Below are 26,320 nucleotides of genomic sequence, written 5' to 3'. Positions count from 1 at the left end.
CTCCTCTTGCATAAATTACCGGGAAAAAATCGTTCTGTACGGCAGAACGGAAGAATCAACCGGCATAAGCAAATAACTGTATAAAAAATAACAAACCACAATGGCGATATAGATCAACGCATTCGATTTCTCATCAAATATCCTGACAAAATAAGGGACTAGGATCATTTGATACAGTCCGAAGTAAATATTAAACCTGGCAAAGATCACGTCCTTTGTGGCCAAGAGCCCGAATAAAAATCCGAGAAGGCACAAATTAACGACAATATCAATTTGCGGCCACAGCTTTCGGAGGCGCTCCCTGTAACAAAAGGCCAAAAACAGCGGCAGGACCAAAACAGCGATTTTGACCACATTCATTCCGTTTGTATTTGTCATCAGCCACTTTTCATAATGGCTGTATGAGCTGTTTTCAAGGACAACGACAAATACCGAAATAAATTTCTGATATAAAAAGGTCATGCCGAGAAATAAAGCTGAGAGACCGAAGATTGCCGGTGACCAGGCTTTTCTTCTGACAATAAAATAGACCGGAATCATCACCAGCGCCGAGGAGTGAAAGAGCGAACTGACCAGCACAATCAGAAAATAACGCTTCCAGTTTCCATTGATGATATAGCGAATCGCCCAAAACAAAGCGGCTGCCACCATGTATTGTCTGATTCCGTTAAAGGATGCGTAATAATGAAAGGTTCCTAAAAATAAAAAGACGCTCAGCTCAAACGGTCTTCCGTAGTCTGCCAGCGTCTTGATAATAAAGATATAGGTCACCATTGCAACGGTCACATACATGATTTGCGGGTCTTTCGTGATAAAATTCATCAGCCATAGCAGCGCGGTAAAGCCCGGATCTGTTGCCGTTTTCGCCGTGCCGAAACCGAATATCTGCCAAATATTTTGATAGTCTCCTGCCATTTGATACAGCAGCGTATACGTCTGAAAATCTGTACCGACCCTGTAACGCAGGCCCGAAACAAGCACAAGCGAGGCGAGCGGAATCCAAATGAGAAGCTTGTTCGGACGATAGCCGGTAGCAAGTGACTCATCCCGTCCGCCGCACATTTTAGCAAACCAAGACCAAATATATACAATTCCCATATTGACGACATACACAATCATTTTTTATTGTCCTTTTTCAGTGCTAATCTGATATAAATTCATCAATGCACCCACATTTCGCCGCGCATCATAGCCGAGTTTCGCAAGGGTATCTTTCACGAGCTCCCGCTTCGGCCTGCCTGCGGCGGCCGCTCTTACAATTGTTTCAGCCCAAATATCCATCGGCTTAGAGAGACTCACCCTTTTCATAAGTCCGAGCCCCGTGTCGACTTTTTCTGTGATCGTGTCGGAAATAATGCACGGAAGACCCGAAGCCTGCGCTTCCACAAGCACAACAGGCAAGCCTTCATACAGCGACGGCATGACAAATACATCAAAGGTGCGCATAAGCTCATGAATGTGTTCTTCAGTTCCTAAAAAGAGGACATCTGAAAGCAGATTCAGCCGCCGCGCTTCCTCCTCCATCTGCTCCCGCAGCGGTCCGTCTCCTGCTAGAACCATCTGGAAGCGAACTCCCCGTTTTTTCAGGTGAACGGCAAGCTTCAGCAAAAACGCGTGGTTTTTCACTTCATGAAACCGGGCCACATGACCAATGATCAGACGGTCAGACGCTATGCCGCGTGCTTTTTTTTCGTCATCGGCCGCCTGCACGGCGGGAGAGAACAGATCAAGGTCGATTCCGTTCGGCAGCAGATGAACCCGCTTCCGCTCCATATTCGATCGCCCGAATAAAAACCGGCCCGCATCCTCTCCGCAAGCGCACAATTCAGTCGCATATGCCAAAATGAGGCGTCTGAACACCATCAGCTGCAGGCGGTCTCTCCAATTGAAGCCGGTCTTCCACGAGGTGTTATGGGAATGGCAGACTCTGACCTGCACCCCGGCTAGCCTTGCCGCAAGCGCGATAAAGCCGGTTTGAAAATCTGTGTGCGCATGAACCGCGCTGAACGGCCCGTTTTCTTTTATTGTGTTTCTTACATTCTTCACAAATGTGAGGGGATTGCTTTGTCCGATACTCGGGACATAAAAAAGCCGCCCGCCTAGCGATAAAATTTCTTCATCATAAGCGCACGGATCATTTCGATAGGTTAAAAAATCAAATTGCACCTTGCTTCTATCCATTTTCCGATATAAATTCATGACCATGGTTTCCGCGCCGCCCCTGTTCATGCCGCTGAGAACATGGAGCACGCGCTGCTGGCTGTTATTCATGCTTCACAAGCCCTTCCTTCTGATTCATCACTCTTTTTTTATGGTAACGATTCATCACAGCAGGAGGCATAAACGCGCGAATGAGCGGTTTTGCGATATAGATGTAAGCGGAAAAAGGAAGCTTCAGGCGTCTGCATGCCTGGTACACAAGAATAGCGTTGTCGATTGAATAGGTAAAAGACCGCCTCTTGAATGCGTCGCTGTCTTCCCTTACTTTATACAGCGCTTCTTGGAGGTTATAGCCTCGGAAGCCCTCTCCAAAAAAGCGGAGCCACAAATCGATATCCTCCATTCGTCTTGTCCGCCGCACCGAACGATAGCCTTTCAGCGTACGGTAAGCGCTGGCTCTCATCATGATTGTCCCATGGCAAAACGGCGTCCCTTTCGCCATGATGGCCGGCTCCGGAACAGAAGGCAGCATCCGTGTGCCCCTTACGCCAAATTCATCAAACACTAGCATGCCGGTGCCGACCACCTGGTAGTGCCGATGCTTTTCTAAAAAGGCAACCTGCTTCTCCAGACGGCGCGGAAAGGACAGATCATCTCCGTCCTGGCGGGCGATATACTCGCCTGTTGCATAAGAAAGACAGTGATTTAACGAAGCGGCCAGCCGCTTGTTTGTTTGATTGTGAATCAGCTTGATACGGTCGCTGTAATGAGCGGCATACTGCTTCGCGATACGGAGCGTGCCGTCTGTTGACGCATCATCGCACATAATCAGCTCCCAATTTTTATAGGATTGGCTGAGAATGGATTCAATGCTTTCCGCCAAAGTGCGTTCACAATTATAAATGCCCATAATGACAGAAACTTTCGGTCCTGAATTCATACGCTTTTCTCCTTTTTATCCATATCCATGTATACGGAATAAATATCTGCCATTTCTTCTACCGTTCGCGCTTCCGAAAAGCGCAAGGCTGTTTGGCGGCCTTCCTGTCCGAGTGTTCTCCGCAGTTCCGGTTCAAGGCAGAGCTGTTCAATCCGATCGGCAAAAGCGGCGCTGTCGCCAATTTTGATGAGAAACCCGTTTTTTCCGTCCCGGATGATTTCCCGGTGTCCGCGGTTATCAGTGGCAATCGCCGGCTTCTCCGCCGCCATGCCCTCAAGCACATTCATGCCGAGGCCTTCTCTGATGCTGGAGGCGACAGATACATCCGCAAGCTGAATCAGCTCGTGAATATCGCGGCAAAAGCCGTAAAAGCAAACATTGCGGGAAGCTCCTAGCTTTTCAGCTAAGGCCCGATACGTTTGTTCCATCGCTCCTTCTCCGGCAAAAACAAGACGGAGCTCAGGAATCTTATCTTTCAGCAGTGCGGCAGCTTCAATTAACAGCTTCTGATTTTTGTTGAGGTTCAGTTCAGCCGGATAGATCAATATAAAGTCATCTTTTTGGAAGCCGTGCTTTTCTCTCAGCCTATGCTGTTCTTCAAGGCTGACTGGCCGGAACCTGTCTGTATTAACGCCGATGCCGTGAATTTTTTCTGTCATTCCGCCCGGTCTTTGTAGCCCTTTCGCTCGTGTGTAATCTTCTTCATTTATGGTGATCAGGCAGTCTGTATAGGCAGAAAGCCATTTTTCAACCGGATAATAAAGGACCCAGTTTTTCATTGGCGCTCCGCTGCAAAAATGAAATCCGTGAGCGGTGTAGAGCACCTTTGTTCCGTTTCGTCTCGCATGCCGTGACGCAAGCCGGGCGAGAACGCCGCCGACCGGCGTATGGCAGTGGACGATGTCGTACTCGTTGGTTTCGATCACTTTCTTCAGCTGTCTGTAAACGGCAATGTTCTGAGGATGAAAGGGTGACCTTCGGATCGGAATGGAGAATTTCTCATCGACATACGGCAGCTGCGTCTGTCCGCTCGCAGCGACATGAACCTCCCAGCCCAATTGTTTAAACCATTTAAAGTAAGGAAGATGAAAGGCTTTAAAGTGATAATCGACAGTGGCACAAAATAGGATTTTCTTCGTCATCTTCACTCCCCCTAACGAACGCCGGCAGCCGTCATTTCGTTTGATGTGTCTATTGCCGCAAACAGCCGCTCCCTGAGCTCGGCTTCCGGCAGCTGATTGAAATCTTCTATAAAGCGCATCAGCAATGGCCAGTCGCCGTCCACCGCTTTGCCGATATGGATTTTCGGAAAAACTTGTTCGGCGTGAACTTCATTTTTGTTCAGCAGCTCCTCATACATTTTTTCACCCGGGCGAATGCCTGTGAACTCAATCGGAATCTGCTCCGTCGTGTAGCCAGATAAATGAATGAGGTTTTTGGCGAGATCGACAATCTTCACGGGCTCACCCATATCAAGAACAAAAATTTGGCGTCCTTTCGCCAGCGCTCCAGCTTGGATGACAAGCCGTGACGCTTCGGGAATGGTCATGAAATAGCGGGTCATCGCCGGATGTGTCACCGTAACGGGACCGCCTTTTTCAATCTGTTTCTTAAAAACCGGAATGACGCTGCCTCGGCTGCCAAGCACATTGCCGAAGCGGACAGCGACGAATTTTGTTCTGCTGAATTTCCCCAGATTCATAATAATCATTTCAGCAAAGCGTTTTGTTGCCCCCATTACATTGGCCGGGTTCACCGCTTTATCAGATGAAATGAGCACAAATGTCTCTGTCCCGCACATATCTGCCGCTTCCGCCACATTTTTTGTTCCGATAATGTTGTTTTTGACTGCCTCTTCGGGGTTGTGTTCCATTAAAGGCACATGCTTATGAGCAGCCGCATGATAGACGACGTGCGGTTCGTATTTTTTCATTAAGGTAAACATTTTGTCGCGGTCCTGCACATCCGCAATTTCTGTGTGGAACACGATGTGTTTTCCGAATCGTCCATTCAGTTCAGAATAAATAGAGTGAATGCTGTTTTCCCCATGGCCGAGAAGAACGATTTCCTTAGGCTGGAACGCGCTGATTTGCCGGCAGATTTCCGAGCCGATTGAACCGCCCGCTCCTGTGACGAGAACTGTTTTTTCTTTGATGCGGTTTGAAATTTCGCTTGTGTCAAGGGTTATCGGCTTCCTGCCGAGTAAATCCTCAGCCTTTACATCTCTGATTTGCCCGGCAGTGCGCGTTCCAAGCAGCATTTCATCAAAATGAGGCATGATTTTGATGTTCACCCCGGTCCGCACGCATTCTTTATATAGCACCTGCAGTTCATGGGTACGAAGAGAAGGAATCGCAATAATAATATAGTTAATTTTGAGCTTTTGCACCGCAGGCATGATACTTTCTTTTCCGCCGATGACGGGCAGCCCCATCATTTCCAGCTTATGTTTCGTTTGATCGTCATCAATAAAAGCGACAGGTGTAATGTCGGGATCATCTTTCTGCAGCAGCTGCCTGACCATCAGGGTTCCGCCTGATCCCGCTCCGATAATCAATGCGCGGGCCGACGTGCAGCGTTTTTTTCTGATGCTTTCTTTTAATATTCTCGATAAAACGCGGGTCCCCCCGATGAACAGAAGCTGAAGCACCCAGCACGCCGTTAACAGCCGGAAAAACATCGTATGATACACTGCGTACTGAATGATGCCGGTCACAGCGGCTGAAATCGTAATGACCTTAAGCAGAGCGATCAGTTCGCCGAGCCCGGTGTATGTCCAGACCTGTTTATACTGACGGAACAGGATAGCACATACATGATAGCTGAGGAGCAAGCTGACAGCGGTAAGCAATAATGCTCCGGAGTCATAAAATTGATAAGAATCTTTTAAAAATTGATATCCTGCAATAACTGAATTCAAAACGAGATAAGTATCCAGCGCGATAATCATTGACAGTCTTCTCCGGTAACTCAACCTTTTCCCCCCTAATACTTTTATCGGTTTAGCTGCGGCGGTTTTCGTCATCTAAAAAACGACAGCAGCTAAACCGATAACATTTCCTATATATATCAAATAAGTGGGCATTTAACCCGTCCTCACGCCCCGCCAGCGACGACCAGCATCTAAGGCAGCCTGTTCAAGCTGCCCACAGCGGAGCCGAGTGCCTCCATTGATACAGGTAAGGAGACATCACCTAAAAGCACAAATTAATAGGAATAGTGTTCTGATTTTTTCATTTTCTTTTTATTTAAAAGAGCACCTAGCAGCTTTGCATTGGATTGCTCCAGTGCGTCCTTCGCTTTCAGGACGGTATCGGTCTTTGTTTTTCCGCTTAAGACAACGAGCACGCTTCCATCTGTCTGGTTCGCTAAAATTTGAGCGTCCGCGACAGCTAAAAGCGGAGGAGAATCAAAGATCACCAGACTGAATTGGTCATAGATATCTGATATCAAATCTCCCATTGCTTTCGAGGATAACAGTTCTGCCGGATTCGGCGGCGTCGGTCCGCTTGTCAGCACATATAAGTTATCGATCGGTGTTTTTTGCACCGTTTCATTTAGAGAAGCATTGCCGACCAGCACATTTGTCAGCCCGGTCAGATTTTCAATCTGAAACGTCTGGTTAATTGTCGGTTTTCTTAAATCGGCGTCCACCAGCAGCACTTTCTTTTCCTGCTGCTGCGCAAAGACTGCCGCAAGATTCGCTGCACTGAACGATTTTCCTTCACCAGGCACAGAGGAGGTGACGAGAATGGACCGCAAGTTGGTCTGTACGGATGAAAACTCAATGTTTGTCCGAATGGTGCGATATTGCTCCGCAACAATTGATTTATGATGTAAAACGGATATTTGAGCCAAACCTCGCCTTGCTTTCTTTTTTCTAAAGACCACTCACTTCACTCCTCGAAATGTTTTATCCAGCCCTGCGATTCCGTTTCTTTTTGACATCAGGGACGGAGCCTAAGCAGGGCAATCCGGTTTTCTCGCTGAGCTGCCGTGCGCTTTTGCACGTATCATCGAGAAAATGCAGAAAAAATGCCAGTGTAATGCCGCCCATCACGGCCGCTCCAAAAGCCATGACCATATTTCTCATTCGGGACGGCTTGATCATCGGGCTTTCAGAAGCCTTCGCCTCAGATAGAATATGTACGCCTTGGACATTCATTCTTTCATCTACTTCTTTTTCAAACTTGCTGACTAACGTGTTCGCAATTTTAGCCGCTCGCTCTGGATTGTGATCCTGAACGGCAACGGTGATAATTTCTGATTCGTTTTCACTGCTGGTCATCACGTTTCCTTTCAGCGAGGAAGCCGATTCAGAAAGATGCAATTCCGCCTTGACCTCTTCCATCAAGGCCGTGCTTTTTATAATAGATTGGAACGTGCTGCTGTACTGAAGATTTCGGTGGATGTCACTGAGATTCGAGTTTTCTTCACCGTCTGATTCATGAATCAGCACTTGAGTCGACGCCTGATATGTAGGTGAAATGACCTTAAATTGCACAACACCTGTAATAAAGGTGACGCCTATTGTGATGAGCAGAATCAGCACGAATCTATGTCTGACAATCGCGTATAATTCTTTAAAACTCATATTCTCATTCATATATTCATAGCCTTCAGCCTTCTCACGGCTGGCTTCCCAAGCCCCTTTCTGTTAATGATTGGATTATAAAAGAAAACTTTATTATTTAAAAATTGCAAAATAAGCCAATAAGTTCTCTTTAGAGAACAATATCATGATTTTCCTCTTATTTACTGCACTTCCCTTATTATTTTAAATTTTATAAAGAACGAATAATTCCTTATAATGAACGAAATAACGACAGGAATAGAGGAGAATTTCATATTATGATTGGAAGAATTATCCGTTTGTACCGCAAAAGAAAAGGCTATTCTATTAATCAGCTGGCTATCGAGTCAGGCGTTTCAAAATCCTATTTAAGCAAGATTGAAAGAGGCGTTCATACGAATCCGTCCGTTCAATTTTTAAAAAAAGTATCAGCAACCCTGGATGTCGAATTAACAGAATTATTCGACGCCGAAACGATGATGTATCAAAAAATCAGCGGCGGTGAGGATGAATGGCGTGTGCATCTTGTGCAAGCTGTTCAAGCCGGAATGGAAAAGGAAGAATTGTTCACTTTTACGAACAAACTAAAGAAAGAGGAGCCTGAAACAGCCTCCTACCGAAACCGAAAGCTGACAGAATCGAATATAGAAGAGTGGAAAGCACTGATGGCGGAAGCGAGGGAAATCGGCCTGTCGGTTCAAGAAGTCAAAACCTTTTTAAAAACGATGGGAAAATGACTATCAGATAAGGGCTGAAGTTCGCATCATCAGGACAAATCTGTTTATAATGGGGGGAAAAGGGAGAGAACGCTATGTCTCATAAACAGTAACGACTCAATACGGCAGAGTGAATGGCGCAACAGAAAATGGCGTACATATATGGAGAGGCATTCCCTATACATTTCAATGGTCTTGTTTAATGTTTTTTATATTTATATAGGTTTCATGCGATGAGAGCTGATTAATGTTTATTTATTAGCATATTATGATGGCCGTATTTAAGGTCCTTATTGGGACGGTAGAACGGTTTTTTGTCTATAGACTAAAAACTTAGTCTAGGGATGTTTTTAGAACTCTGTACGAAGGCCATAGAAGCCTCTGATTCGATATTTTAATCTCTGAGGCCTGTTGGAGACGGATTTGAAAAACGTTTCGTGTTCTAATAAATTTCTTAAATGTTAAATATATATGTTTTAAATAAATAATCATAAAGAACTAGAGCATACAAATTTTAAAGGGGGTGGTTTCAATTTTTGTACACTATACAATTGTATTGATATTGAAGCTGGAACCTCTGACATCGATATAGTAAAGTCCCTGAGAAGATTAAATGGATATGATAGTGTTCCAAAAGGCTTTAGAGATGTATATGAGTCTATTAGAGGTTGTATTCAACCTTATTATCCATCTCACAAAGTAACAGACTAGAGCTACTTGAAATCCTTAAGGATGCTTCTGGTTCAGATGCTAGATATACTTATAAGCCATCAAAACGTAAAAAAGAAGTTGATTTCACAAAGTCCTTGTATGACGGTGTAAATGAAGTTGCCATGAATCCAGCAAACAATAATGTCGAAGTGGAAAGAGCATACAGACTTAGATGAGGTGTTATTGGTGGGCGGAAGTGCAGAATTTTTCTCTGAACAACTAGAAGAAATTATAGATGGAATAACAATTCCTAATAATAATGGAGATAGTGATGTCGAAGGTTATCTAGAGTAGGGATGTATATTGCCAACGTTTTGAAAGGTGGCGATGAGTAATGTCTGACGAGACTGCCGCTATCTATAAGCTTCCTAATAACAAGGAAGTAGACAAGGATATTTATGAGTGGCTAAATAACTTTCCTAAGAGTAGAAAGGCTGACGCTGTTAGACAGGCGCTTAGATATTATATAGCCGCATCTAAAAGCAGTGGTGAAACATTTAAGATGATAACAGACACATCTGAACCAACCTCGTAAAACTAGTCCTAAGCCAGTTATTAAAGATGTGGATCAGAGTAAAGAGAAGAAGAGGCCGAAGTTAAACTTGAGCAACATCACAAAGAGCCATTAAGAATCAACTAACTGAGAGGAGGTTTGTACCAAACCTTCTCTTTATTGTTTACTTGAGTGATGAGAGGGGATATTTATGAACGTTGTTGAGAAAAAGGTAGAAATAATATCTCGTTCGATATATTCCGAAGATGGGTCGAATAGGTACTTGCTTGAAAGGATTTGGGATCGAAATCTTCCCATTGCCACAGTACTGATGTTGAACCCATCAATAGCAGGGGAAATTAAAACAGATAGAACAGTTATGGCCGTGATTAACTACTTAATAGACAAAGGGTTCGGTGGAATAAGAGTTGTAAATATATTTTCTCATGTATCAACTCCGCAGTCTGGACTAAAATCTAGAGATGATTCTCATGACAGCATTAACAATGATTACATAGAAGGAGCTTTCGAAGATAGTCTTATTTCAATAATTGCGTGGGTGAGAGGAGGATATGCCGATAGAAAAGAAGAAGTCTTAAAAATAGTTGAAAAATACGGGGATAAAGTAAAGATATTCGTAGATGAACACGGTAAAGAGGGGAGGCACCCTTTACATTTAAATGAAAAATGGAATCTAAAAGATTATGATTTTAATATTTATTAAGGCTAACATTTTTTATGTTAGCCTTTCCTGTGGGATATTCTAGTAAATATGTACCATTTTACCTTAAAGGTATTTATTGTAAACTCTTAATATGATAGGGTCTTACTAGGAGGTGGTGATCATCAGATGACTTGATTAGTTCTTTAGATGGTTTATTCGTGGGCATTTTTCAATGGAGAAAGCGCATAAGATAAGGAGAGAAAAAGATGAGAAAATTGACTCTGTTTTTTGTCGCCGCATTTGCTACAATTGGATTAACATTGCCTCAAGAAGTAACAGCACAAGAAGCCGAAAAAGAAAAAGGATATACAGTAGAAGATTACGAAAATTATTTAGAAAATTATGACGCTCAAGACGCATTAAACGCAGGAGTAGATCCTGAATTTGTCGCTGACGCTGTCGAAGAATCTTCGGAAGTCCTTAAACAATTCAAATCAATGTCTAGAGATGATCAGGAGAGAACTGTAGAAAGTTTCTTCAAACCCCAGTTACAGGTTCTTGGTGGAGACAACGTTGAAGAACAGGCTACGATTATGGCCGACAAAGGTGTTTCTTATCAGGATTCAGTGAAATTCTTTGGTGCAAGCCAAACGAGTTACAGAGTATCTGTATCATATCGAGTCACTAAAGGGAAAGTTAAAAAAATCTTAAGTTCCTCTGCTAACGTAGTCCGAAATTGGAATCCAGTCGTTAGAACAGGTTTAAATACTGGCGGGAAAAGCGCATGGGTTACTGGAGATAATAAGGCCGCTGTAAAAGGAAGCTTCTATTATCAAATTGGCCCAATCAAAGATGTTGGAATTCAATTAGGAAACATCTACTTAAAAGCTGTTGGCGATAAAAATGGAAAAAGAACATACAAGAAGATGTGGAGGGACTAATATATAAGAAGGGGAGTCTTAGGTTATGGTAATGAGCAAGAAAGTTAAAATTACGTTATGGACTATTCTTGCGCTATTTGTATTAGGCGCAATAATTGGAACTGTTGCATTTTACCAGACATTTTAATTAGACTTTCAATCAGGTCAGGGGATTAGAATCTCCTGACTTTGTTTTTTATTCTCTTAAGGATGTTTGTTTTTATAAAGGATGAAGAGAACGAGGTCTGTTAAGTATTCGCTTCGGAAAGGGCTTTTTGTCATCATGCTTTTATTTTAATGGTTACTTAAATATGAACACCCCTTTTTAAGTGGAAAATATGCCCCCTATATGACGTCTATTTATAAGTAAAATACAAATAGTTTACGATAAGGGTTTCGATAAGGAAAAATGCCTTGATTCGTCACAATATTTGAATCTATAGTTTTCATATGATTTCTCAAGGGTCGAAGTTGATTTTCCATATGATTGTTCATTAATTCATCTTCATCAACTTTTCCGTCACGCTTTCTCACCAAGCCGCCTGTTGGGCAATTGCGTTTTAAAGCACCGGAGCCTCCGGAAGTGTGAGAGGAAGAACTGGATGCAGCAGCATACGGCCCGGTTTGCCCGCAGCCGCCTGATTTACTGTCACTTTCAAATGCTGAACTGCCCCGCCAGTCTGAGGATTGCTTGTATGTAAATGTATTTGCGCCTGACACTCCGGGCAAAAATCGTCCTGTCATGGTGTGGATTCACGGCGGCGCATTTTATCTCGGCGCGGGCAGTGAGCCTTTATACGACGGCTCAAACCTGGCGGCTCTGGGGGATGTCATTGTCGTCACACTGAACTATCGGCTGGGGCCATTCGGCTTTTTGCATTTGTCTTCCATTGATGATGCGTATTCCGACAACCTTGGACTGCTTGACCAAACCGCGGCTCTGAAATGGGCCAAGGAAAATATCTCTGCGTTTGGCGGCGATCCGGGAAATGTCACGGTGTTTGGAGAATCAGCAGGCGGTATGAGCATTGCCGCACTGCTTGCCATGCCTGCTGCAAAAGGCCTGTTCCAGAAAGCAATCCTGGAAAGCGGCTCTTCCCGAACCATGCCGGAAGAAAAAGCGGCCAGCACCGCGGATGCTTTTTTACGAGTCCTTGGAATTGAACGTCACCAATTGGACAGGCTGCATACTGTATCTGCGGAAGATTTGCTTAAAGCCGCCGACCAGCTGCGAAAAACCGAAAATGAAAATATCTTTCAGCTGTTCTTCCAGCCTGCACTTGATCCGAAAACACTGCCTGCTGAGCCTGAGAAGGCCATTGCTGAAGGGGCCGCTGACGGCATTCCGCTGTTAGTCGGAACAAATCGTGATGAAGGGTATTTATTTTTTACGCCCGATTCAGAAGTTCACTCTCAGAAAACGATAGATGAAGCGCTTGAGTATCTATTGGGGCAGCCGCTGGCCGAGAAAGCCGCCGATCTGTATCCGCGCTCTCTCGAAAGCCAAATTCATATGATGACGGATTTGTTATTTTGGCGCCCGGCCGTCGCCTGCGCCTCCGCCCAGTCCCGTTACGCACCTGTCTGGATGTACCGATTTGACTGGCACCCGGATCAGCCGCCGTACGATAAGGCGTTTCACGCATTAGAGCTTCCTTTTGTTTTCGGAAATCTGGACGCGTTAGAGCGGATGGCAAAAGCGGAGGTTACCGATGAGGTGAAACAGCTTTCTCTTAACATACAATCAGCGTGGATCTCGTTCGCCAAAACAGGAAACCCAAGCACCGAAAATGTTACATGGCCGGCATATCAAGATGAAACAAGAGAGACGCTGATTTTAGATTCAAAGATTTCGATCGAAAACGATCCTGAATCTGAAAAAAGGCAAAAACTATTCCCTTCAAAAGGAGTATAAACATGGGGAAAACAGGATACATTGGCGCTGTCATCGTTGTGGCAGCTTGTATCATCATTTTATCAGCTGTAATATGTTTACGGGACACAGCCTATTACCAGCCTATGCGCTGGACTGGCATCACACTGTTTTTCGCGGGAATTATGATGGTTCCCACATACTCAGCAAAAAGAAAACCCGGGAAAGAGGAGTAACTCTCTTTTCCGGGTTTTTCGTTTTTTACAATTTTCCCGCGCGGATATCGTCTGTCATTCCTTCATAAGGAGCTTTTGATATCACTTCTTCATTGTCTATTCCCTCGTTTTTCAGAAATGTAATTTCCGCAAATTCAGGTACAACGTATTTTGGATACGTTTCATATTTTTCGCGGGATTCTTTCATCAGATCAATGTGGTCATTTTGGTAGCAGACCGTAATTTCAGGATGTTCATGCACCCATTTCGGGAAGAAAATAATGCCGTGCATGCGTTTTTCATTCGGCATAAAGTTTAATGAAACATCTGTGCCTGTCGGCTCTGTCCAAGACACTTTATATACGCCCTCTGTCAGTTTGACAATGTTCACTTCCTGATCCCGAACCCAGCGTCCGGCAACCATTCCGCTATGAATTCTATAATCAATTGTATGGTCATTTTTAATATAAATCTCGTATTCCCAACCGTTTTCATAAGTATAAATCATGTGGCTTCCGATAAAGTTTTCCATATTTCACACTCTCCTTAGTCTTTTACTCTACTTCATAAATGTCTAATCGAACGTAATCAGGGGTTCTTTCTGCGGAACCGATAAACAAGCGGTCATGCAGCCATCGATAGGTTTCACTGCCTGTCTCAAAAGTCGGCACCGTGCGGAAATAAACATGTTCGGTGTCAATCATTTCATCGGCAGCTGCTTGTGTTCGGAACGGCTCGCTGACTTGCCGTATTCCATTGTTTTCAATGTAAATCAGTTCATGATCTGCTGTTTCTATGACATATCTGGCAGATAAATCTGTTCTGCCGTCAGCGCGAATGATTTGCGAATCAGCTCCGCCCGGCAAAATACGTCCTTCCACTTCCCCGGTTATTGTTCCCGATCGAATCGGAATCCAACGTCTCAGACCTAAGCCTGTCTCACCAATGGTGATCGGAGGATCAACCTTCATGTCTAGAGAGACGAATTTCTTTAAAACTGGCTTCTTCATAAGCACCACCCGATCTTCAGAAGAAATCATGTAACTATTTACATGTTTACTTTAACAACATTGCATGAGGCTGTCAAACGATAAGAACACAAAAAAACAAGAGCCGATTATATACAGCCCTTGTTGAATGGTTCGTTTTGATAAGCAAGATACGTGCTGACCGTGCTTTTTGCGAGACAATCAGAGGAATCTATAATCGGGATATCACCGTGAAAATGATCTAACACCGTGTTCAAATCTGTGCAAGCCGAAATGATGAGATCCGCTCTTTTACTGATTCCCAAATATAGCTCCCGCCATATGTCCTGAGTCTTGTGAACATGATTCGGCTGTTTGATCGCGGCGATGAGCTGATTGACTTCCCGCTGCCAATGTTTCTCATGAATAAACTCATGTCCGCCCGCCTTCAACCCTTTTTGATAAATACAGGATTGTATGGTTGAATCTGTTCCTAAAACAGCCACTTTTTGTGCTGAATCCGGAAGCTCCTTCACCGTTTCCTCAATGATATGTAACAAAGGAATCGACAATGCCTGCTGGATGTCTTCAAAATAGGCATGCGCCGTATTACAAGGAAGAGAAATAAAGTCCGCACCGGTCTTCTCCAGCTTGACGGCTCCATCAATAATCGCTTTTTTCATTTCATCATGATCGATTGGACGATCGACATAAAAGGGTGTCGGACAGGAATAAATCATCATCTGCGGGTAGTCGATATCATGTGAAGCGCCATACAGCTTCTGACAGTAATCAATGACCTTATCTAAAAACGGAGAGGTCGATTTTGGCCCCATTCCAGCTAATATGCCAATCATCAAATTCATTCCTTTCTATCCGTCCGGACCGCTTCTTCCTCTCTTCCGTCCTGATAAATGATAAAGCTCTTCGCAGCACCATCCCCTAACATAAATTCAACTTCAACAGGCAATGATTGCATAAAGAAACGGGTTTCCGAGGAAGGAAATAATTCAAACCTCATCTGTCCGGTGATTTGCAGATAAAGCCGCTCGTTCTCGGCTGTCACCGCCGCAGCTGTCCCATCATGAATGGAGTAGCTGCCAACATAGCGGCTGTAAATCGCTGTATCAATGTCTTTTTTCTTTTTATCAGCAGGACGTTCCGGGATCTCATAAGGCTGGTCAAATAAAATATTCTCCGCCGCCTTCAGAATCGCTTGTTCATATTCGGCATCCTGTTCCATATTGCCCAAATAGATCAGCGTTTTACGTTGGTCTATATATCGGATCATCATCGTTGAATAGCCGGGCCAGCCTCCGCTATGGCTGACAATTCGTCCTTTTTCAGGACTGTTTTGCAGCACCCAGCCAAATCCATAGTCAACCGTTTCCCCATTGTTCAGTTGTACAGGAGAAAACGCGGCTTCCTTAGAAACCTCGCTGATCAATTTGTCCTGATATAAAGCCTGATCAAATCGAAATAAATCGCTTGTGACAGAATTCACTGTACCGTCTCCCTGTATTCCATCCAGATACACAACATAGTTCGTTTCCTCCAGGTCATCTGGAAGAACGTACTGGCCGGAATGCACATCATACACATATCCATACGCATAGCCATCAATCTGCTCAGGACGCAGCCTTCTGTTATATACTCTCGTGTTCGCCATGCCGACCGGGGTGAAAATATGTTGTTTCAAAAAATCCGCATAGCTCATGCCGGATGCCTTCTCAATCAAAACTGCCAGCAGCACATACCCCGTATTGCTGTACAGCCAGCCTTCATTCGGAGCAAAATAGCAGGGCGGCTGCTCATTCATCAGCATATCCACTACATCCTGGTTCACTGCAATCCTGCTTTTATTCCAATTGGCAAAAAACCACTCTATATAATCGGGAAGCCCGGATGTATGGTTCAATAAGTGCCGTATCGTAACGCCCTCATATGGAAATCCGGGAATCCAGCGCTCCACTGTATCCTCATAACCAAGCATCCCTTTCTCCTCCAATTGAACAACTGCCATTGCTGTAAAAGGCTTTGATAGTGATGCCAGCTCAAACAAAGAATTTTCTTGCAAAAGCCGTTTTCCCGGCAAATCCGCATAACCGAAAGCGTGATGATATAATATGTCGCCATCCTCTGCGGCTAAAACCGCCCCGTTGAAATGTTTTCTTTCGCCTAATGTTTCAAATAAAGTCTTAAGTTCCTTCCTTTTCTTCTGCTTCATTGCTCCACCTCCCCCTTTTTCGTACGATACTGAGCTTATTAATGTTTCAATTATTTTGAAAATATAAAAAAAGCTGATCAATCCTCTAACAGGAAAAATCAACTTTAGATGTACATTGAATCAAAATCTCCTTTTTACGCAGTCGGAGAAGGAACTCTGGCGGCTGCAAAACGGGTTCTCGGAGTCGCTTGAATGAATCCGGCGGCAGTACTTCTCATTGCAACTGTCACCGTATCTCCGGCGTTTAACTGAAGAATTTCCGTAATGGCTACGACTGCCGGAAGATTTCCTGCTTGAAATTGGCTATTTCCGCCTACCACATCTTGATTCACGAGAAATACGACTTCTAAGTTGAAGTCAACAATCGCATTCGGTTGAAACTCAACTGATGCATTTAAAGAATATACGCCTGCTGTTCTCGGTGAAAATGTAGATGTGTTGGGGTTATATTCATTCGCCAAATCAAATTGCACATTTTGAAATCGGACTCCGCTAGCTGCATTTGCAGCCACTGACAGATTCGCATTGCTGGTGGCTCTGAAAGCAGAAATAGGCTGGTTCGTATCTGATGTAATGGGTGCGAAGAGCTGGTTTTGTTGAGTGAGTGGGGTATTTCCATTTCTGCCTTGCATGACACTTGGTGATAAAAGAGGTTCCGGTCGATCGTTTCTCTTAATCCATTTAGTTGGCCGTGGTGGCATTGACTTATTCCTCCTTATACGTTTTCTTTCGCTTCTATCATTTGTTTGCTTTCGCAATACATTATTATATTGATTGTTACAGGGTTTGAAACGGTATCTGCCCGACTAAACTCAAAACAAAAATGAAAGCTGCTAGTTCCAAAACGGATTACCGCTTCTATGACAAGACCATAAAAAAGATAGAAGATTAATCTACATTTTAAATTGCGATTACGAGAATCACCAATGGCAATTTGATATCCCCTACCTGGGGTACAGCCATCATCATCACCGTGACGAGAGCCACAAAAAAGCCGGGAGACCATCCTCCCGGCTTTTCCAGCTTATTTACCTGTTTCCGCAAAGCGCTTGAGCCGCTCGCCGATTTCGTCACGAACTCGCTGAAAGAACACCCATTTTTCCGCTTCCGATCCTCCCGCTTTTGCAGGGTCATCAAAGCCCCAGTGCTCGCGCTTAACGTGAGGCGGCGTCATCGGACATTGATCAGCCGCGTCACCGCAAAGCGTTACGACAAGATCAGCACTGTTTAATATAGCCGGGTCGATGATATCTGATGTTTGGCCGGAGATGTCGATCCCCGCTTCCTTCATCGCTTTTACAGCATTCGGATTGAGCCCGTGCGCTTCGATTCCCGCGCTGTATACATTCCATTCATCTTCTAGATATTGTTTCGCCCAGCCTTCAGCCATTTGGCTGCGGCAGGAGTTGCCAGTGCATAAAAATAAGATGGTTTTTTTAGACATGTTTGTTCATCTCCCAGATGTTTTAGTGAATGATCAATAACCAGATATAAAGGCCGAAAAGAGTCATCAGCAGGGTCGGAACAGTCAGAATCACCCCTGTTTTCACGTATGTCCCCCAAGAGATTTTCACTCCTTTTTGCGCGAGAACATGAAGCCATAACAGCGTCGCCAGCGACCCAATCGGCGTGATTTTCGGCCCCAGATCAGAGCCGATGACATTTGCATAAATTAAGGCTTCCTTCATCATTCCATGTGTATCCGTACCGGCTATCGCAATAGCGTCAATCATGACGGTCGGCATGTTATTCATTACCGATGATAAAATAGCCGCGATAAAGCCCATTCCCATGGTTCCCGCCAACAGCCCCTGATCCGCGGCTGCCTGTATAAGGCTGGACAGAAGGTCTGTTAAGCCGGCGTTTCTTAACCCGTACACAACGACATACATCCCAATGGAAAAAAACACAATCGCCCAAGGTGCCCCTTTGACCACCTGCTTCGTATGAACGGCCGGGCTGTTCTTCGCCATAAGAAGAAAGAAAACAGCCACCGCACCGGCTATAAAGGATACGGGGATGGACCATATTTCGCTTACAAAATAACCGATTAATAACATGGCCAGCACAAGCCATGACATACGAAACATGTTTATATCTTTAATGGCGTCAGCCGGTTTCTTCACCTGACTGAGATCATAATGTTTCGGAATGCCTTTTCTGAAAAATAAGTATAAGACGAGTATACTTGCCGCAAGCGAAAAGAGATTCGGGACAATCATCCGTGCCGCATATTCAATGAACCCAACGTGAAAGAAATCCGACGACACGATATTCACCAAATTGCTGACCACAAGCGGAAGCGATGTTGTATCAGCGATAAACCCGCTCGCGATAATAAATGGGAACACCAGCTTTTCTTCAAAACGCAAAGCCCGCATCATCGCAAGCACAATCGGCGTTAAAATAAGCGCCGCACCGTCATTGGCAAAAAACGCCGCCACGACGGCGCCTAAAACGGAAATATAAATAAACATACGCAGGCCGCTGCCTTTAGCCGCCTTCGCCATATGCAAAGCAGCCCATTCGAAAAAGCCAATGTGGTCTAAAATGAGCGAGATGAGAATGATCGCCACAAACGCCAGAGTCGCATTCCATACAATGCCGGTAACGTCCGCCGCATCCTTTAGGCTCACAACCCCCGCAAGCAAAGCCAAAACCGCTCCCCCGCAGGCTGACCAGCCAATAGACAGATTTTTCGGCTGCCAAATAACAAAAATAAGTGTAAGGATAAAGATCATTGCTGCTAAAACTGCTGAACTCAAACGAGAACCTCCTACTTACAAGAAACTTGAGTTTCTTTTTTCTGAATAGACTGCAACACGTCATCATCTGAGCTGATGTGACCGAGAATCGATTGAATCAATCCATATTCAGGACAAGCCGAATTAATTGAATAAAACCGCCATTGTCCCTTTTTCTCTTCATTCACAAATCCGGCCTGTTTCAGCTTCCGTAAATGCTGGCTGATAGCTGGCTGGCTCACGTCAAACATATCGACAAACTGGCAGACACAGTATGTTTTTTTCTCCAGCTTCTTCATGATCAAAAGCCTGGTTTGATCATGAAGAAGCTTCAGGCAGTGACTGATTTCAGCAGATGTCAAGTCATGCTTCATCAAAGCATCAGCTCCCTTCCGCGTTCATTGTATAATCCACCATTTATATAAGTCAACACTTATATTATAGAAGAAAAAGGACCACCGTTTAAAATCTTTTTTATTATTATTCCTTCCCTTATCAAGCTGAAATAGGTTTATTTATACTGTCACATATTGTGAATGATTTATGAATTTACATTTTTTTATCACTTTTGTGTTGTTCGGATAGACCTGATAAAAAGGAACTTTATGCCCATGCGAAAGCTTTTTATAATCTGTAGAAGATGCAAAGAAATAATCAGCCGGATTAGTCCATAAGACCTGTACTCTTAAATTCTTTTTCTTCATTTTCTATCAAACAAAAGAGGAAAATAGACCCGTTGAAATAACAATCAGTGTCTAATAGAATAATGTCGAAAAGTAAATTACGCAGGTTTGTTACTGATAAAGCAGGCAAGACCTAAAATGTGTTAAGGGCAAAGTGTATTCTTTGACGTCACCCCTTTTCATATTTTTGGTCTTTTTTTATTGCACGTAACCGACTTGCCATTATCAACAGGAGGGCTGGAAGAAAGCAGACCGCTAACACAGTACATAAAAAAGGAGACATGAACGATGAACATCAAAAAGTTTGCCAAACAAGCAACAGTATTAACCTTTACTACTGCACTGCTGGCAGGAGGCGCGACTCAAGCGTTTGCGAAAGAAACAACTCAAAAACCATATAAGGAAACGTACGGTATTTCCCATATTACCCGCCATGACATGCTGCAAATCCCTGAACAGCAAAAAAGTGAAAAATATCAGGTTCCTGAATTCGACCAATCCACAATTAAAAATATCTCTTCTGCAAAAGGCCTGGACGTTTGGGACAGCTGGCCATTGCAAAACGCTGACGGCACAGTCGCAAACTATCACGGCTACCACATTGTCTTTGCATTAGCCGGAGATCCTAAAAATGCGGATGACACATCTATCTACATGTTCTATCAGAAAGTCGGCGAAACTTCTATTGACAGCTGGAAAAACGCTGGCCGCGTCTTCAAAGACAGCGACAAATTCGATGCAAATGATTCAATCCTGAAAGACCAAACACAAGAATGGTCTGGCTCAGCGACATTCACATCTGACGGCCACATCCGTTTGTTCTACACTGACTTTTCTGGTAAACATTACGGCAAACAAACACTGACAACTGCACAGGTTAACGTATCAACATCAGACAGCTCTTTGAACATCAACGGTGTAGAGGATCATAAATCAATCTTTGACGGTGACGGCAAAACGTATCAAAATGTACAGCAGTTCATCGATGAAGGCAACTACAGCTCAGGCGATAACCATACGCTGAGAGATCCCCACTACGTAGAAGATAAAGGCCACAAATACTTAGTATTTGAAGCAAACACTGGAACTGAAGATGGCTACCAAGGCGAAGAATCTTTATTTAACAAAGCATACTATGGCAAAAGCACATCATTCTTCCGTCAAGAAAGTCAAAAGCTTCTGCAAAGTGATAAAAAGCGCACTGCTGAATTAGCTAACGGCGCACTCGGCATAATTGAGCTTAACGATGACTACACACTGAAGAAAGTCATGAAGCCGCTGATCACATCTAACACAGTAACTGACGAAATCGAACGCGCGAATGTCTTCAAAATGAACGGCAAATGGTATCTGTTCACTGACTCCCGCGGGTCAAAAATGACGATTGACGGCATCACGTCTAACGATATTTACATGCTTGGCTATGTTTCTAATTCTTTAACTGGCCCATACAAGCCGCTGAACAAAACAGGTCTTGTGTTAAAAATGGACCTTGATCCTAACGATGTGACCTTTACTTACTCACACTTCGCTGTACCTCAAGCGAAAGGAAACAATGTCGTGATTACAAGCTACATGACAAACAGAGGATTCTACGCAGACAAACAATCAACGTTTGCGCCAAGCTTCCTGCTGAACATTAAAGGCAAGAAAACATCTGTTGTCAAAGACAGCATCCTTGAACAAGGACAATTAACAGTTAACAAATAAAAACGCAAAAGAAAATGCCGATAACCTATTGGCATTTTCTTTTATTTCTTATCAACATCATAAAGGTGAATCCCATATGAACTATAAAAAAGCAGGCAAATGGCTAACCGTATTCCTGAGCTTTTTAGGAATATTGCTGTTTATCGACTTATTTCCAAAAGAAGGACATGACCAAAAACCAAAATCAACACAGAAGCCGGACTACCGGGCGGCATATCATTTTACGACGCCGGATAAATGGAAAAATGACCCGCAAAAACCGATCTATTTTGATGGCAAGTATCATTATTTCTATCTATATAACGGGGATTACCCAAAAGGCAACGGCACAGAATGGCGCCATGCCGTATCAGACGATTTGGTGCACTGGACAGATGAAGGCGTGGCGATTCCGAAATATACAAACCCGGACGGTGATATTTGGACCGGTTCCGTCGTGGTGGATAAAGAGAACACAGCCGGCTTCGGGAAAAATGCGCTTGTCGCGATTGTGACACAGCCCTCAGCCAAAGACAAAAAACAGGAACAATATTTGTGGTACAGCACAGACAAAGGAAAATCATTCAAATTCTACAGTGGCAACCCCGTTATGCCTAATCCGGGCACAGACGATTTTAGAGATCCGAAAGTGATATGGGATGACCAGGATAACAAATGGGTCATGGTCATGGCTGAAGGATCAAAAATCGGCTTTTATGAATCCGATAATCTTAAGGACTGGCATTACACAAGCGGATTCTTCCCAGAGCAGGCGGGAATGGTCGAATGTCCTGACCTCTACATGATGCGGGCAAGCGACGGAACGAATAAATGGGTTCTCGGTGCGAGCGCGAACGGTAAACCGTGGGGCAAACCAAATACGTACGCCTACTGGACCGGTAGCTTCGACGGAAAAGAATTTACAGCGGATCAGACTGAAGCCCAATGGCTTGACTATGGCTTCGACTGGTACGGCGGTGTGACGTTCGAAGACAGCAAAAACACAGATCCATTAGAAAAGCGGTATGCGCTTGCCTGGATGAACAATTGGGATTATGCCAACAACACCCCGACAATGAAGAACGGCTTTAACGGCACAGATTCTGTCATACGCGAACTCCGGCTGCAGGAGCAGGACGGAACATACAGCCTCGTCTCACAGCCGATTGAAGCTTTGGAGCAGCTGACTGTTTCAACTGACGAAATAGAGGATCAGGATGTGAACGGATCAAAAACTCTGTCGATAACAGGTGATACGTACCAGCTTGATACGGATCTTTCTTGGTCAGAGCTGAAGAATGCTGGCGTCAGACTGAGAGAGTCAGAAGATCAAAAACGCCATATTGATGTCGGCATATTCGCTGAAGACGGCTATGCATATGTCAATAGAGCAGGCACAAATCAGCCTGACAAAAGCAATACCTATGTCGAAAGCAAAGCTCCTTATGATGTAAGCAAACGTAAGGTGCATTTGAAAATACTTGTCGATAAAACAACGATAGAGGTATTTGTTGACGACGGGAAAACCGTTTTTTCAAATGAAGTCTTCCCAAAGCCTGAAGATAAAGGTATTACCCTTTTTTCTGATGGCGGCTCAGCCTCCTTCAAAAATATAACAGTGAAACACTTTGATTCGATTCATGAATAAAAACAGGTGCAGCGCGGGCTGCGCCTTTTTTTTATTCGGAACGGTATTCTCTGTTACATATTGGGCATTGTAAGAAATATAAGGCTGGTTTCAAAGGAGGAAGCGAATGTCTAAACAAGGGAATTTTCAGAAATCAATGTCTCTGTTTGATCTGATTTTGATTGGGATGGGAGCCATCTTTGGATCAGCGTGGCTGTTCGCTGTCAGTAATGTCGCTTCAAAAGCAGGGCCCTCCGGCGCTTTTTCCTGGATCCTCGGAGGAGCCATTATTTTGTTAATCGGGCTCGTATATGCAGAGCTCGGAGCCGCTTTGCCCCGCACTGGAGGCATCATCAGGTATCCGGTCTATTCACACGGCCATTTGGTCGGCTATTTAATTTCGTTTGTCACGATTGTCGCTTACACAAGCTTGATTTCGATTGAAGTCACAGCCGTCCGGCAATATGTGGCCTATTGGTTTCCGGGCCTGACCAAAGAGGGCTCTGACTCACCGACCATTGCAGGCTGGATTTTGCAGTTTGCCTTGCTCTGTTTGTTTTTCCTGCTGAATTACTGGAGCGTTAAAACCTTTGCAAAAGCCAATTTCATTATTTCTATTTTTAAATATATCGTACCGGTCACGATCATTGTTGTGCTGTTTTTTCATTTTCAGCCGGAAAACTTATCGGTTGAAGGGTTTGCGCCTTTTGGTTTTACAGGCATACAGGCCGCCATTTCGACCGGGGGTGTCATGTTTGCATATCTCGGGCTGCACCCTATTGTGTCTGTTGCCGGTGAGGTGCAAAACCCGAAACGCAATATCCCGATCGCTTTAATTATCTGTATTATCGTTTCAACCATTATTTACACAATTTTGCAAATCACCTTTATCGGTGCAATTCCGACAGAAACGCTGAAAAATGGCTGGCCGGCAATCGGCCGTGAGTTTTCATTGCCGTTTAAAGACATTGCGGTCATGCTCGGTTTAGGATGGCTTGCAACGCTTGTCATTTTAGACGCCATTCTGTCTCCGGGAGGAAACGGGAATATTTTTATGAATACGACATCTCGCCTCGTTTACGCCTGGGCGCGGAACGGCACATTATTTGGCATATTTTCAAAGGTCAATCAAGAAACGGGAACACCCCGCGCTTCACTCTGGCTTTCATTTGCCATGTCGATTTTCTGGACGCTCCCCTTCCCTTCGTGGAACGCGCTCGTCAATGTCTGTTCTGTCGCTCTCATCCTTTCTTATGCGATTGCACCAATTTGTTCAGCCGCACTGAGAGTAAATGCGAAGGACTTAAACAGGCCGTTTTATTTAAAAGGAATGAGCATCATCGGGCCGCTTTCATTTATTTTTACGGCGTTTATTGTGTACTGGTCAGGATGGACAACCGTTTCCTGGCTTCTCGGCTCACAGCTCGTCATGTTTTTGATCTATCTCTGCTTCAGGAAATACGCGCCTAAAGAAGACGTCAGCCTGGCCCAGCAGCTGAAATCAGCCTGGTGGCTCGTCGGATTTTATGTCATGATGCTGATTTTTTCCTATATCGGCTCTTTCGGGCATGGCTTAGGCATTATCAGCAATCCCGTCGATCTCATATTGGTTGCCGTCGGCTCGCTTGCGATTTACTATTGGGCAAAGTATACCGGGCTCCCGAAAGCCGCGATTGATTATGATAAATAAAGAAGCAGGAGTTTCTCTTGCTTCTTTTTTCGCTTTACAAACACCATCACTCGAGATAAAATGAATGATAGTCAGTCATTACAGGAGGTGTTCCTCGTGCCAAAACAAACATCAGGAAAATATGAAAAGATTCTGCAGGCGGCGATTGAAGTCATTTCTGAAAAGGGACTCGATAAAGCCTCCATCTCAGAGATCGTAAAAAAAGCCGGCACTGCCCAAGGAACGTTTTATTTATATTTTTCATCCAAAAATGCTCTGATTCCGGCCATTGCGGAAAACCTTCTCACTCATACGCTAGAGCAAATCAAAGGAAGACTGAATGGCGAGGAAGATTTTTGGACCGTCTTACAAACCTTAATTGATGAGACGTTTCACATCACAGAGCGCCATAAAGATATTATTGTCCTCTGCTACTCAGGGCTTGCCATCGACCATTCCATGGAAAAATGGGAGACCATTTATCAGCCTTATTATTCTTGGCTTGAGAACATCATCAATAAGGCGATCGACAGCCAAAATGTGATTGAAGGCATCAATGCAAAATGGACGGCAAGAACCATCATCAATTTGGTTGAGAACACAGCAGAACGGTTTTATATCGGGTTTGAACAAGATGAAAACCTTGAAGTATCTAAAAAAGAAATTTTCACATTCTTAAAACGGAGCTTAGGTAAAGCTTAAAAAATGACTGGGTGACACCGCTCATTTTTTAACGCCTAAAAATGACTGACGTTCATTCATATAAAGAGGTGTTAATGTTGTATTGGGTACTTGTTTTGATAGCAGGGCTTTTAGAAGTGGTTTGGGCCTCCTCCCTCAAACATGCGGATTCGCTTTTTGATTGGATTATCGTTTTTCTATTAATAGCGATAAGCTTTATACTGTTAATCCGCTCTTATCGAAAAATTCCTATGGCCGCGGCGTATACCGTATTTGTCGGAATTGGAACGGTCGGAACCTACACGACCGGGATCTTCTTAGGCGAATCCTTCTCAGCAGCGCAAATCTTCTTTTTGATGCTGCTGCTAGCCGGTATTTTAGGAATGAAGCTTTTCACAAAAGAAAGTAAAACTCAGCCGAGAGGTGAAAAATAATGGCGTGGTTTTTATTATTCATTGCCGGTATAGAAGAAATTATAGCTGCCATCGCCATGAAATATATAGACGGCACAAAGAAAAAATGGCCGATTATTGTGATGACTGCCGGATTTGCTTTATCTTTTTACTGTCTATCACAGGCTATGCAAGTCCTGCCTTCCGGCGTTGCTTATGCCGTCTGGACCGGTATAGGCAGCATAGGCGTAACAGCAGTCAGCCTGATTTGGTTTAAGGAACGGTTTCAGCTTTCTCAGCTGATTTCTCTTTGCCTGATACTTGCCGGCGTCATCGGCCTGCGTCTTACGTCTTAATCATAAAAGGCATATACAG

Annotated in this window: 24 protein-coding genes and 2 pseudogenes; 11 read left to right on the top strand and 15 right to left on the bottom strand. The window is 44.1% G+C overall.

Annotated elements, in window-relative coordinates:
• Positions 1-15 precede the first annotated feature (15 nt).
• The 7 genes and pseudogenes from epsG to M1D69_RS03905 all read right to left on the bottom strand — a co-directional run bounded on the left by epsG (position 16) and on the right by M1D69_RS03905 (position 7,706).
• Positions 16-1,119 carry a biofilm exopolysaccharide biosynthesis protein EpsG gene (epsG, locus tag M1D69_RS03935; protein WP_458104502.1) on the bottom strand — a complete coding sequence of 368 codons (1,104 nt, stop codon included), beginning with the start codon at positions 1,117-1,119 and terminating at the stop codon, positions 16-18.
• Between the two features lie 3 nt (positions 1,120-1,122).
• Positions 1,123-2,271 carry a glycosyltransferase family 1 protein gene (locus M1D69_RS03930; RefSeq protein ID WP_458104503.1) on the bottom strand — a complete coding sequence of 383 codons (1,149 nt, stop codon included), beginning with the start codon at positions 2,269-2,271 and terminating at the stop codon, positions 1,123-1,125.
• A complete protein-coding gene (gene epsE, locus M1D69_RS03925; RefSeq protein WP_024122933.1) occupies positions 2,264-3,100 on the bottom strand; it encodes a glycosyltransferase EpsE in 837 nt (278 codons plus the stop codon). Before epsE ends, M1D69_RS03930 begins: the two co-directional genes overlap by 8 nt.
• Positions 3,097-4,242: a glycosyltransferase family 4 protein gene (locus M1D69_RS03920; RefSeq protein ID WP_458104504.1), complete on the bottom strand. Its 1,146-nt coding sequence runs from the start codon at positions 4,240-4,242 to the stop codon at positions 3,097-3,099. The genes epsE and M1D69_RS03920 overlap by 4 nt, the downstream gene beginning before the upstream one ends.
• An 11-nt stretch (positions 4,243-4,253) precedes the next feature.
• Complete coding sequence (locus M1D69_RS03915; protein ID WP_175422397.1) at positions 4,254-6,074, bottom strand: polysaccharide biosynthesis protein; 1,821 nt, start codon at positions 6,072-6,074, stop codon at positions 4,254-4,256.
• Positions 6,075-6,307: 233 nt separating this feature from the next.
• On the bottom strand, positions 6,308-6,991 hold the full coding sequence (epsB, locus tag M1D69_RS03910; protein WP_458104505.1) for a protein tyrosine kinase EpsB: 684 nt from the start codon (positions 6,989-6,991) through the stop codon (positions 6,308-6,310).
• A 5-nt stretch (positions 6,992-6,996) separates the two neighbouring features.
• Positions 6,997-7,706 (bottom strand): annotated as a pseudogene (locus tag M1D69_RS03905) (YveK family protein).
• A gap of 245 nt (positions 7,707-7,951) precedes the next feature.
• On the opposite strand from M1D69_RS03905, the gene slrR reads away from it, so the two are divergent.
• From slrR to M1D69_RS03880, 5 genes and pseudogenes are all read left to right on the top strand, one after another.
• Positions 7,952-8,410 (top strand): HTH-type transcriptional regulator SlrR, encoded by a 459-nt coding sequence (gene slrR, locus M1D69_RS03900; protein WP_059353590.1) that lies wholly within the window; start codon positions 7,952-7,954, stop codon positions 8,408-8,410.
• A 1,394-nt stretch (positions 8,411-9,804) separates the two neighbouring features.
• The gene (locus M1D69_RS03895) at positions 9,805-10,317 is read left to right on the top strand and encodes a DUF1643 domain-containing protein (protein WP_458104506.1); all 513 of its coding nucleotides are present in this window, start codon (positions 9,805-9,807) and stop codon (positions 10,315-10,317) included.
• 206 nt (positions 10,318-10,523) lie between these two features.
• Complete coding sequence (locus M1D69_RS03890) at positions 10,524-11,198, top strand: hypothetical protein (RefSeq protein ID WP_458104507.1); 675 nt, start codon at positions 10,524-10,526, stop codon at positions 11,196-11,198.
• A 514-nt stretch (positions 11,199-11,712) separates the two neighbouring features.
• A pseudogene (locus M1D69_RS03885) lies at positions 11,713-13,092 on the top strand (carboxylesterase/lipase family protein); the annotation flags it as partial.
• Between the two features lie 2 nt (positions 13,093-13,094).
• Positions 13,095-13,286, top strand: a complete 192-nt coding sequence (locus M1D69_RS03880; protein WP_458104508.1) for a hypothetical protein — start codon at positions 13,095-13,097, stop codon at positions 13,284-13,286.
• Positions 13,287-13,311: 25 nt separating this feature from the next.
• Here M1D69_RS03880 and padC read toward each other — a convergent pair whose 3' ends face one another.
• The 8 genes from padC to M1D69_RS03840 all read right to left on the bottom strand — a co-directional run bounded on the left by padC (position 13,312) and on the right by M1D69_RS03840 (position 19,578).
• A complete protein-coding gene (padC, locus tag M1D69_RS03875; RefSeq protein ID WP_242734236.1) occupies positions 13,312-13,797 on the bottom strand; it encodes a phenolic acid decarboxylase in 486 nt (161 codons plus the stop codon).
• Positions 13,798-13,819: 22 nt separating this feature from the next.
• Positions 13,820-14,275, bottom strand: a complete 456-nt coding sequence (locus tag M1D69_RS03870; protein WP_458104509.1) for a DUF3237 domain-containing protein — start codon at positions 14,273-14,275, stop codon at positions 13,820-13,822.
• A gap of 107 nt (positions 14,276-14,382) precedes the next feature.
• The gene (locus M1D69_RS03865) at positions 14,383-15,090 is read right to left on the bottom strand and encodes an aspartate/glutamate racemase family protein (RefSeq protein ID WP_458104510.1); all 708 of its coding nucleotides are present in this window, start codon (positions 15,088-15,090) and stop codon (positions 14,383-14,385) included.
• Positions 15,091-15,095: 5 nt separating this feature from the next.
• Positions 15,096-16,460 (bottom strand): serine hydrolase, encoded by a 1,365-nt coding sequence (locus M1D69_RS03860; protein WP_458104511.1) that lies wholly within the window; start codon positions 16,458-16,460, stop codon positions 15,096-15,098.
• A 134-nt stretch (positions 16,461-16,594) separates the two neighbouring features.
• A complete protein-coding gene (locus tag M1D69_RS03855; RefSeq protein WP_458104512.1) occupies positions 16,595-17,161 on the bottom strand; it encodes a C1q-like domain-containing protein in 567 nt (188 codons plus the stop codon).
• Positions 17,162-17,484: 323 nt separating this feature from the next.
• Positions 17,485-17,904: an arsenate reductase (thioredoxin) gene (gene arsC / locus M1D69_RS03850; protein ID WP_458104513.1), complete on the bottom strand. Its 420-nt coding sequence runs from the start codon at positions 17,902-17,904 to the stop codon at positions 17,485-17,487.
• Between the two features lie 22 nt (positions 17,905-17,926).
• Positions 17,927-19,225 (bottom strand): arsenic transporter, encoded by a 1,299-nt coding sequence (locus M1D69_RS03845; RefSeq protein ID WP_458104514.1) that lies wholly within the window; start codon positions 19,223-19,225, stop codon positions 17,927-17,929.
• 11 nt (positions 19,226-19,236) lie between these two features.
• Positions 19,237-19,578, bottom strand: coding sequence for an ArsR/SmtB family transcription factor (locus M1D69_RS03840; protein WP_044159253.1), 342 nt, complete (start codon positions 19,576-19,578; stop codon positions 19,237-19,239).
• Between the two features lie 597 nt (positions 19,579-20,175).
• Between M1D69_RS03840 and sacB the strand changes: the two genes are divergently transcribed.
• The 6 genes from sacB (at position 20,176) to M1D69_RS03810 (ending at position 26,301) form a co-directional block, all read left to right on the top strand.
• The gene (sacB, locus tag M1D69_RS03835; RefSeq protein ID WP_458104515.1) at positions 20,176-21,597 is read left to right on the top strand and encodes a levansucrase; all 1,422 of its coding nucleotides are present in this window, start codon (positions 20,176-20,178) and stop codon (positions 21,595-21,597) included.
• A gap of 76 nt (positions 21,598-21,673) precedes the next feature.
• Positions 21,674-23,224 carry a 2,6-beta-fructan 6-levanbiohydrolase gene (levB, locus tag M1D69_RS03830; RefSeq protein WP_458110423.1) on the top strand — a complete coding sequence of 517 codons (1,551 nt, stop codon included), beginning with the start codon at positions 21,674-21,676 and terminating at the stop codon, positions 23,222-23,224.
• Between the two features lie 106 nt (positions 23,225-23,330).
• Positions 23,331-24,893: an aspartate/proton symporter AspP gene (gene aspP, locus M1D69_RS03825; RefSeq protein WP_458104516.1), complete on the top strand. Its 1,563-nt coding sequence runs from the start codon at positions 23,331-23,333 to the stop codon at positions 24,891-24,893.
• A 96-nt stretch (positions 24,894-24,989) separates the two neighbouring features.
• Positions 24,990-25,574 (top strand): TetR family transcriptional regulator, encoded by a 585-nt coding sequence (locus M1D69_RS03820; protein WP_044159262.1) that lies wholly within the window; start codon positions 24,990-24,992, stop codon positions 25,572-25,574.
• Positions 25,575-25,651: 77 nt separating this feature from the next.
• Positions 25,652-25,987, top strand: a complete 336-nt coding sequence (locus M1D69_RS03815) for a DMT family transporter (RefSeq protein ID WP_458106212.1) — start codon at positions 25,652-25,654, stop codon at positions 25,985-25,987.
• Positions 25,987-26,301, top strand: a complete 315-nt coding sequence (locus M1D69_RS03810) for a DMT family transporter (RefSeq protein WP_024122952.1) — start codon at positions 25,987-25,989, stop codon at positions 26,299-26,301. Before M1D69_RS03815 ends, M1D69_RS03810 begins: the two co-directional genes overlap by 1 nt.
• Positions 26,302-26,320 lie beyond the last annotated feature (19 nt).

It is taken from the genome of Bacillus sp. PK3-037, from assembly GCF_054161355.1.
The sequence above is the reverse complement of the archived record's forward strand: the minus strand, read 5'-3'. Positions and strand labels throughout refer to the sequence as shown.

Coding starts and splice junctions, on each gene's coding strand:
- epsG (WP_458104502.1), bottom strand. CDS start 1,119: ATGATTGTGTATGTCGTCAATATGGGAATTGTATATATTTGGTCTTGG.
- M1D69_RS03930 (WP_458104503.1), bottom strand. CDS start 2,271: ATGAATAACAGCCAGCAGCGCGTGCTCCATGTTCTCAGCGGCATGAAC.
- epsE (WP_024122933.1), bottom strand. CDS start 3,100: ATGAATTCAGGACCGAAAGTTTCTGTCATTATGGGCATTTATAATTGT.
- M1D69_RS03920 (WP_458104504.1), bottom strand. CDS start 4,242: ATGACGAAGAAAATCCTATTTTGTGCCACTGTCGATTATCACTTTAAA.
- slrR (WP_059353590.1), top strand. CDS start 7,952: ATGATTGGAAGAATTATCCGTTTGTACCGCAAAAGAAAAGGCTATTCT.
- M1D69_RS03895 (WP_458104506.1), top strand. CDS start 9,805: ATGAACGTTGTTGAGAAAAAGGTAGAAATAATATCTCGTTCGATATAT.
- M1D69_RS03890 (WP_458104507.1), top strand. CDS start 10,524: ATGAGAAAATTGACTCTGTTTTTTGTCGCCGCATTTGCTACAATTGGA.
- M1D69_RS03880 (WP_458104508.1), top strand. CDS start 13,095: ATGGGGAAAACAGGATACATTGGCGCTGTCATCGTTGTGGCAGCTTGT.
- padC (WP_242734236.1), bottom strand. CDS start 13,797: ATGGAAAACTTTATCGGAAGCCACATGATTTATACTTATGAAAACGGT.
- M1D69_RS03870 (WP_458104509.1), bottom strand. CDS start 14,275: ATGAAGAAGCCAGTTTTAAAGAAATTCGTCTCTCTAGACATGAAGGTT.
- M1D69_RS03865 (WP_458104510.1), bottom strand. CDS start 15,090: ATGATTGGCATATTAGCTGGAATGGGGCCAAAATCGACCTCTCCGTTT.
- M1D69_RS03860 (WP_458104511.1), bottom strand. CDS start 16,460: ATGAAGCAGAAGAAAAGGAAGGAACTTAAGACTTTATTTGAAACATTA.
- M1D69_RS03855 (WP_458104512.1), bottom strand. CDS start 17,161: ATGCCACCACGGCCAACTAAATGGATTAAGAGAAACGATCGACCGGAA.
- arsC (WP_458104513.1), bottom strand. CDS start 17,904: ATGTCTAAAAAAACCATCTTATTTTTATGCACTGGCAACTCCTGCCGC.
- M1D69_RS03840 (WP_044159253.1), bottom strand. CDS start 19,578: ATGAAGCATGACTTGACATCTGCTGAAATCAGTCACTGCCTGAAGCTT.
- sacB (WP_458104515.1), top strand. CDS start 20,176: ATGAACATCAAAAAGTTTGCCAAACAAGCAACAGTATTAACCTTTACT.
- levB (WP_458110423.1), top strand. CDS start 21,674: ATGAACTATAAAAAAGCAGGCAAATGGCTAACCGTATTCCTGAGCTTT.
- aspP (WP_458104516.1), top strand. CDS start 23,331: ATGTCTAAACAAGGGAATTTTCAGAAATCAATGTCTCTGTTTGATCTG.
- M1D69_RS03810 (WP_024122952.1), top strand. CDS start 25,987: ATGGCGTGGTTTTTATTATTCATTGCCGGTATAGAAGAAATTATAGCT.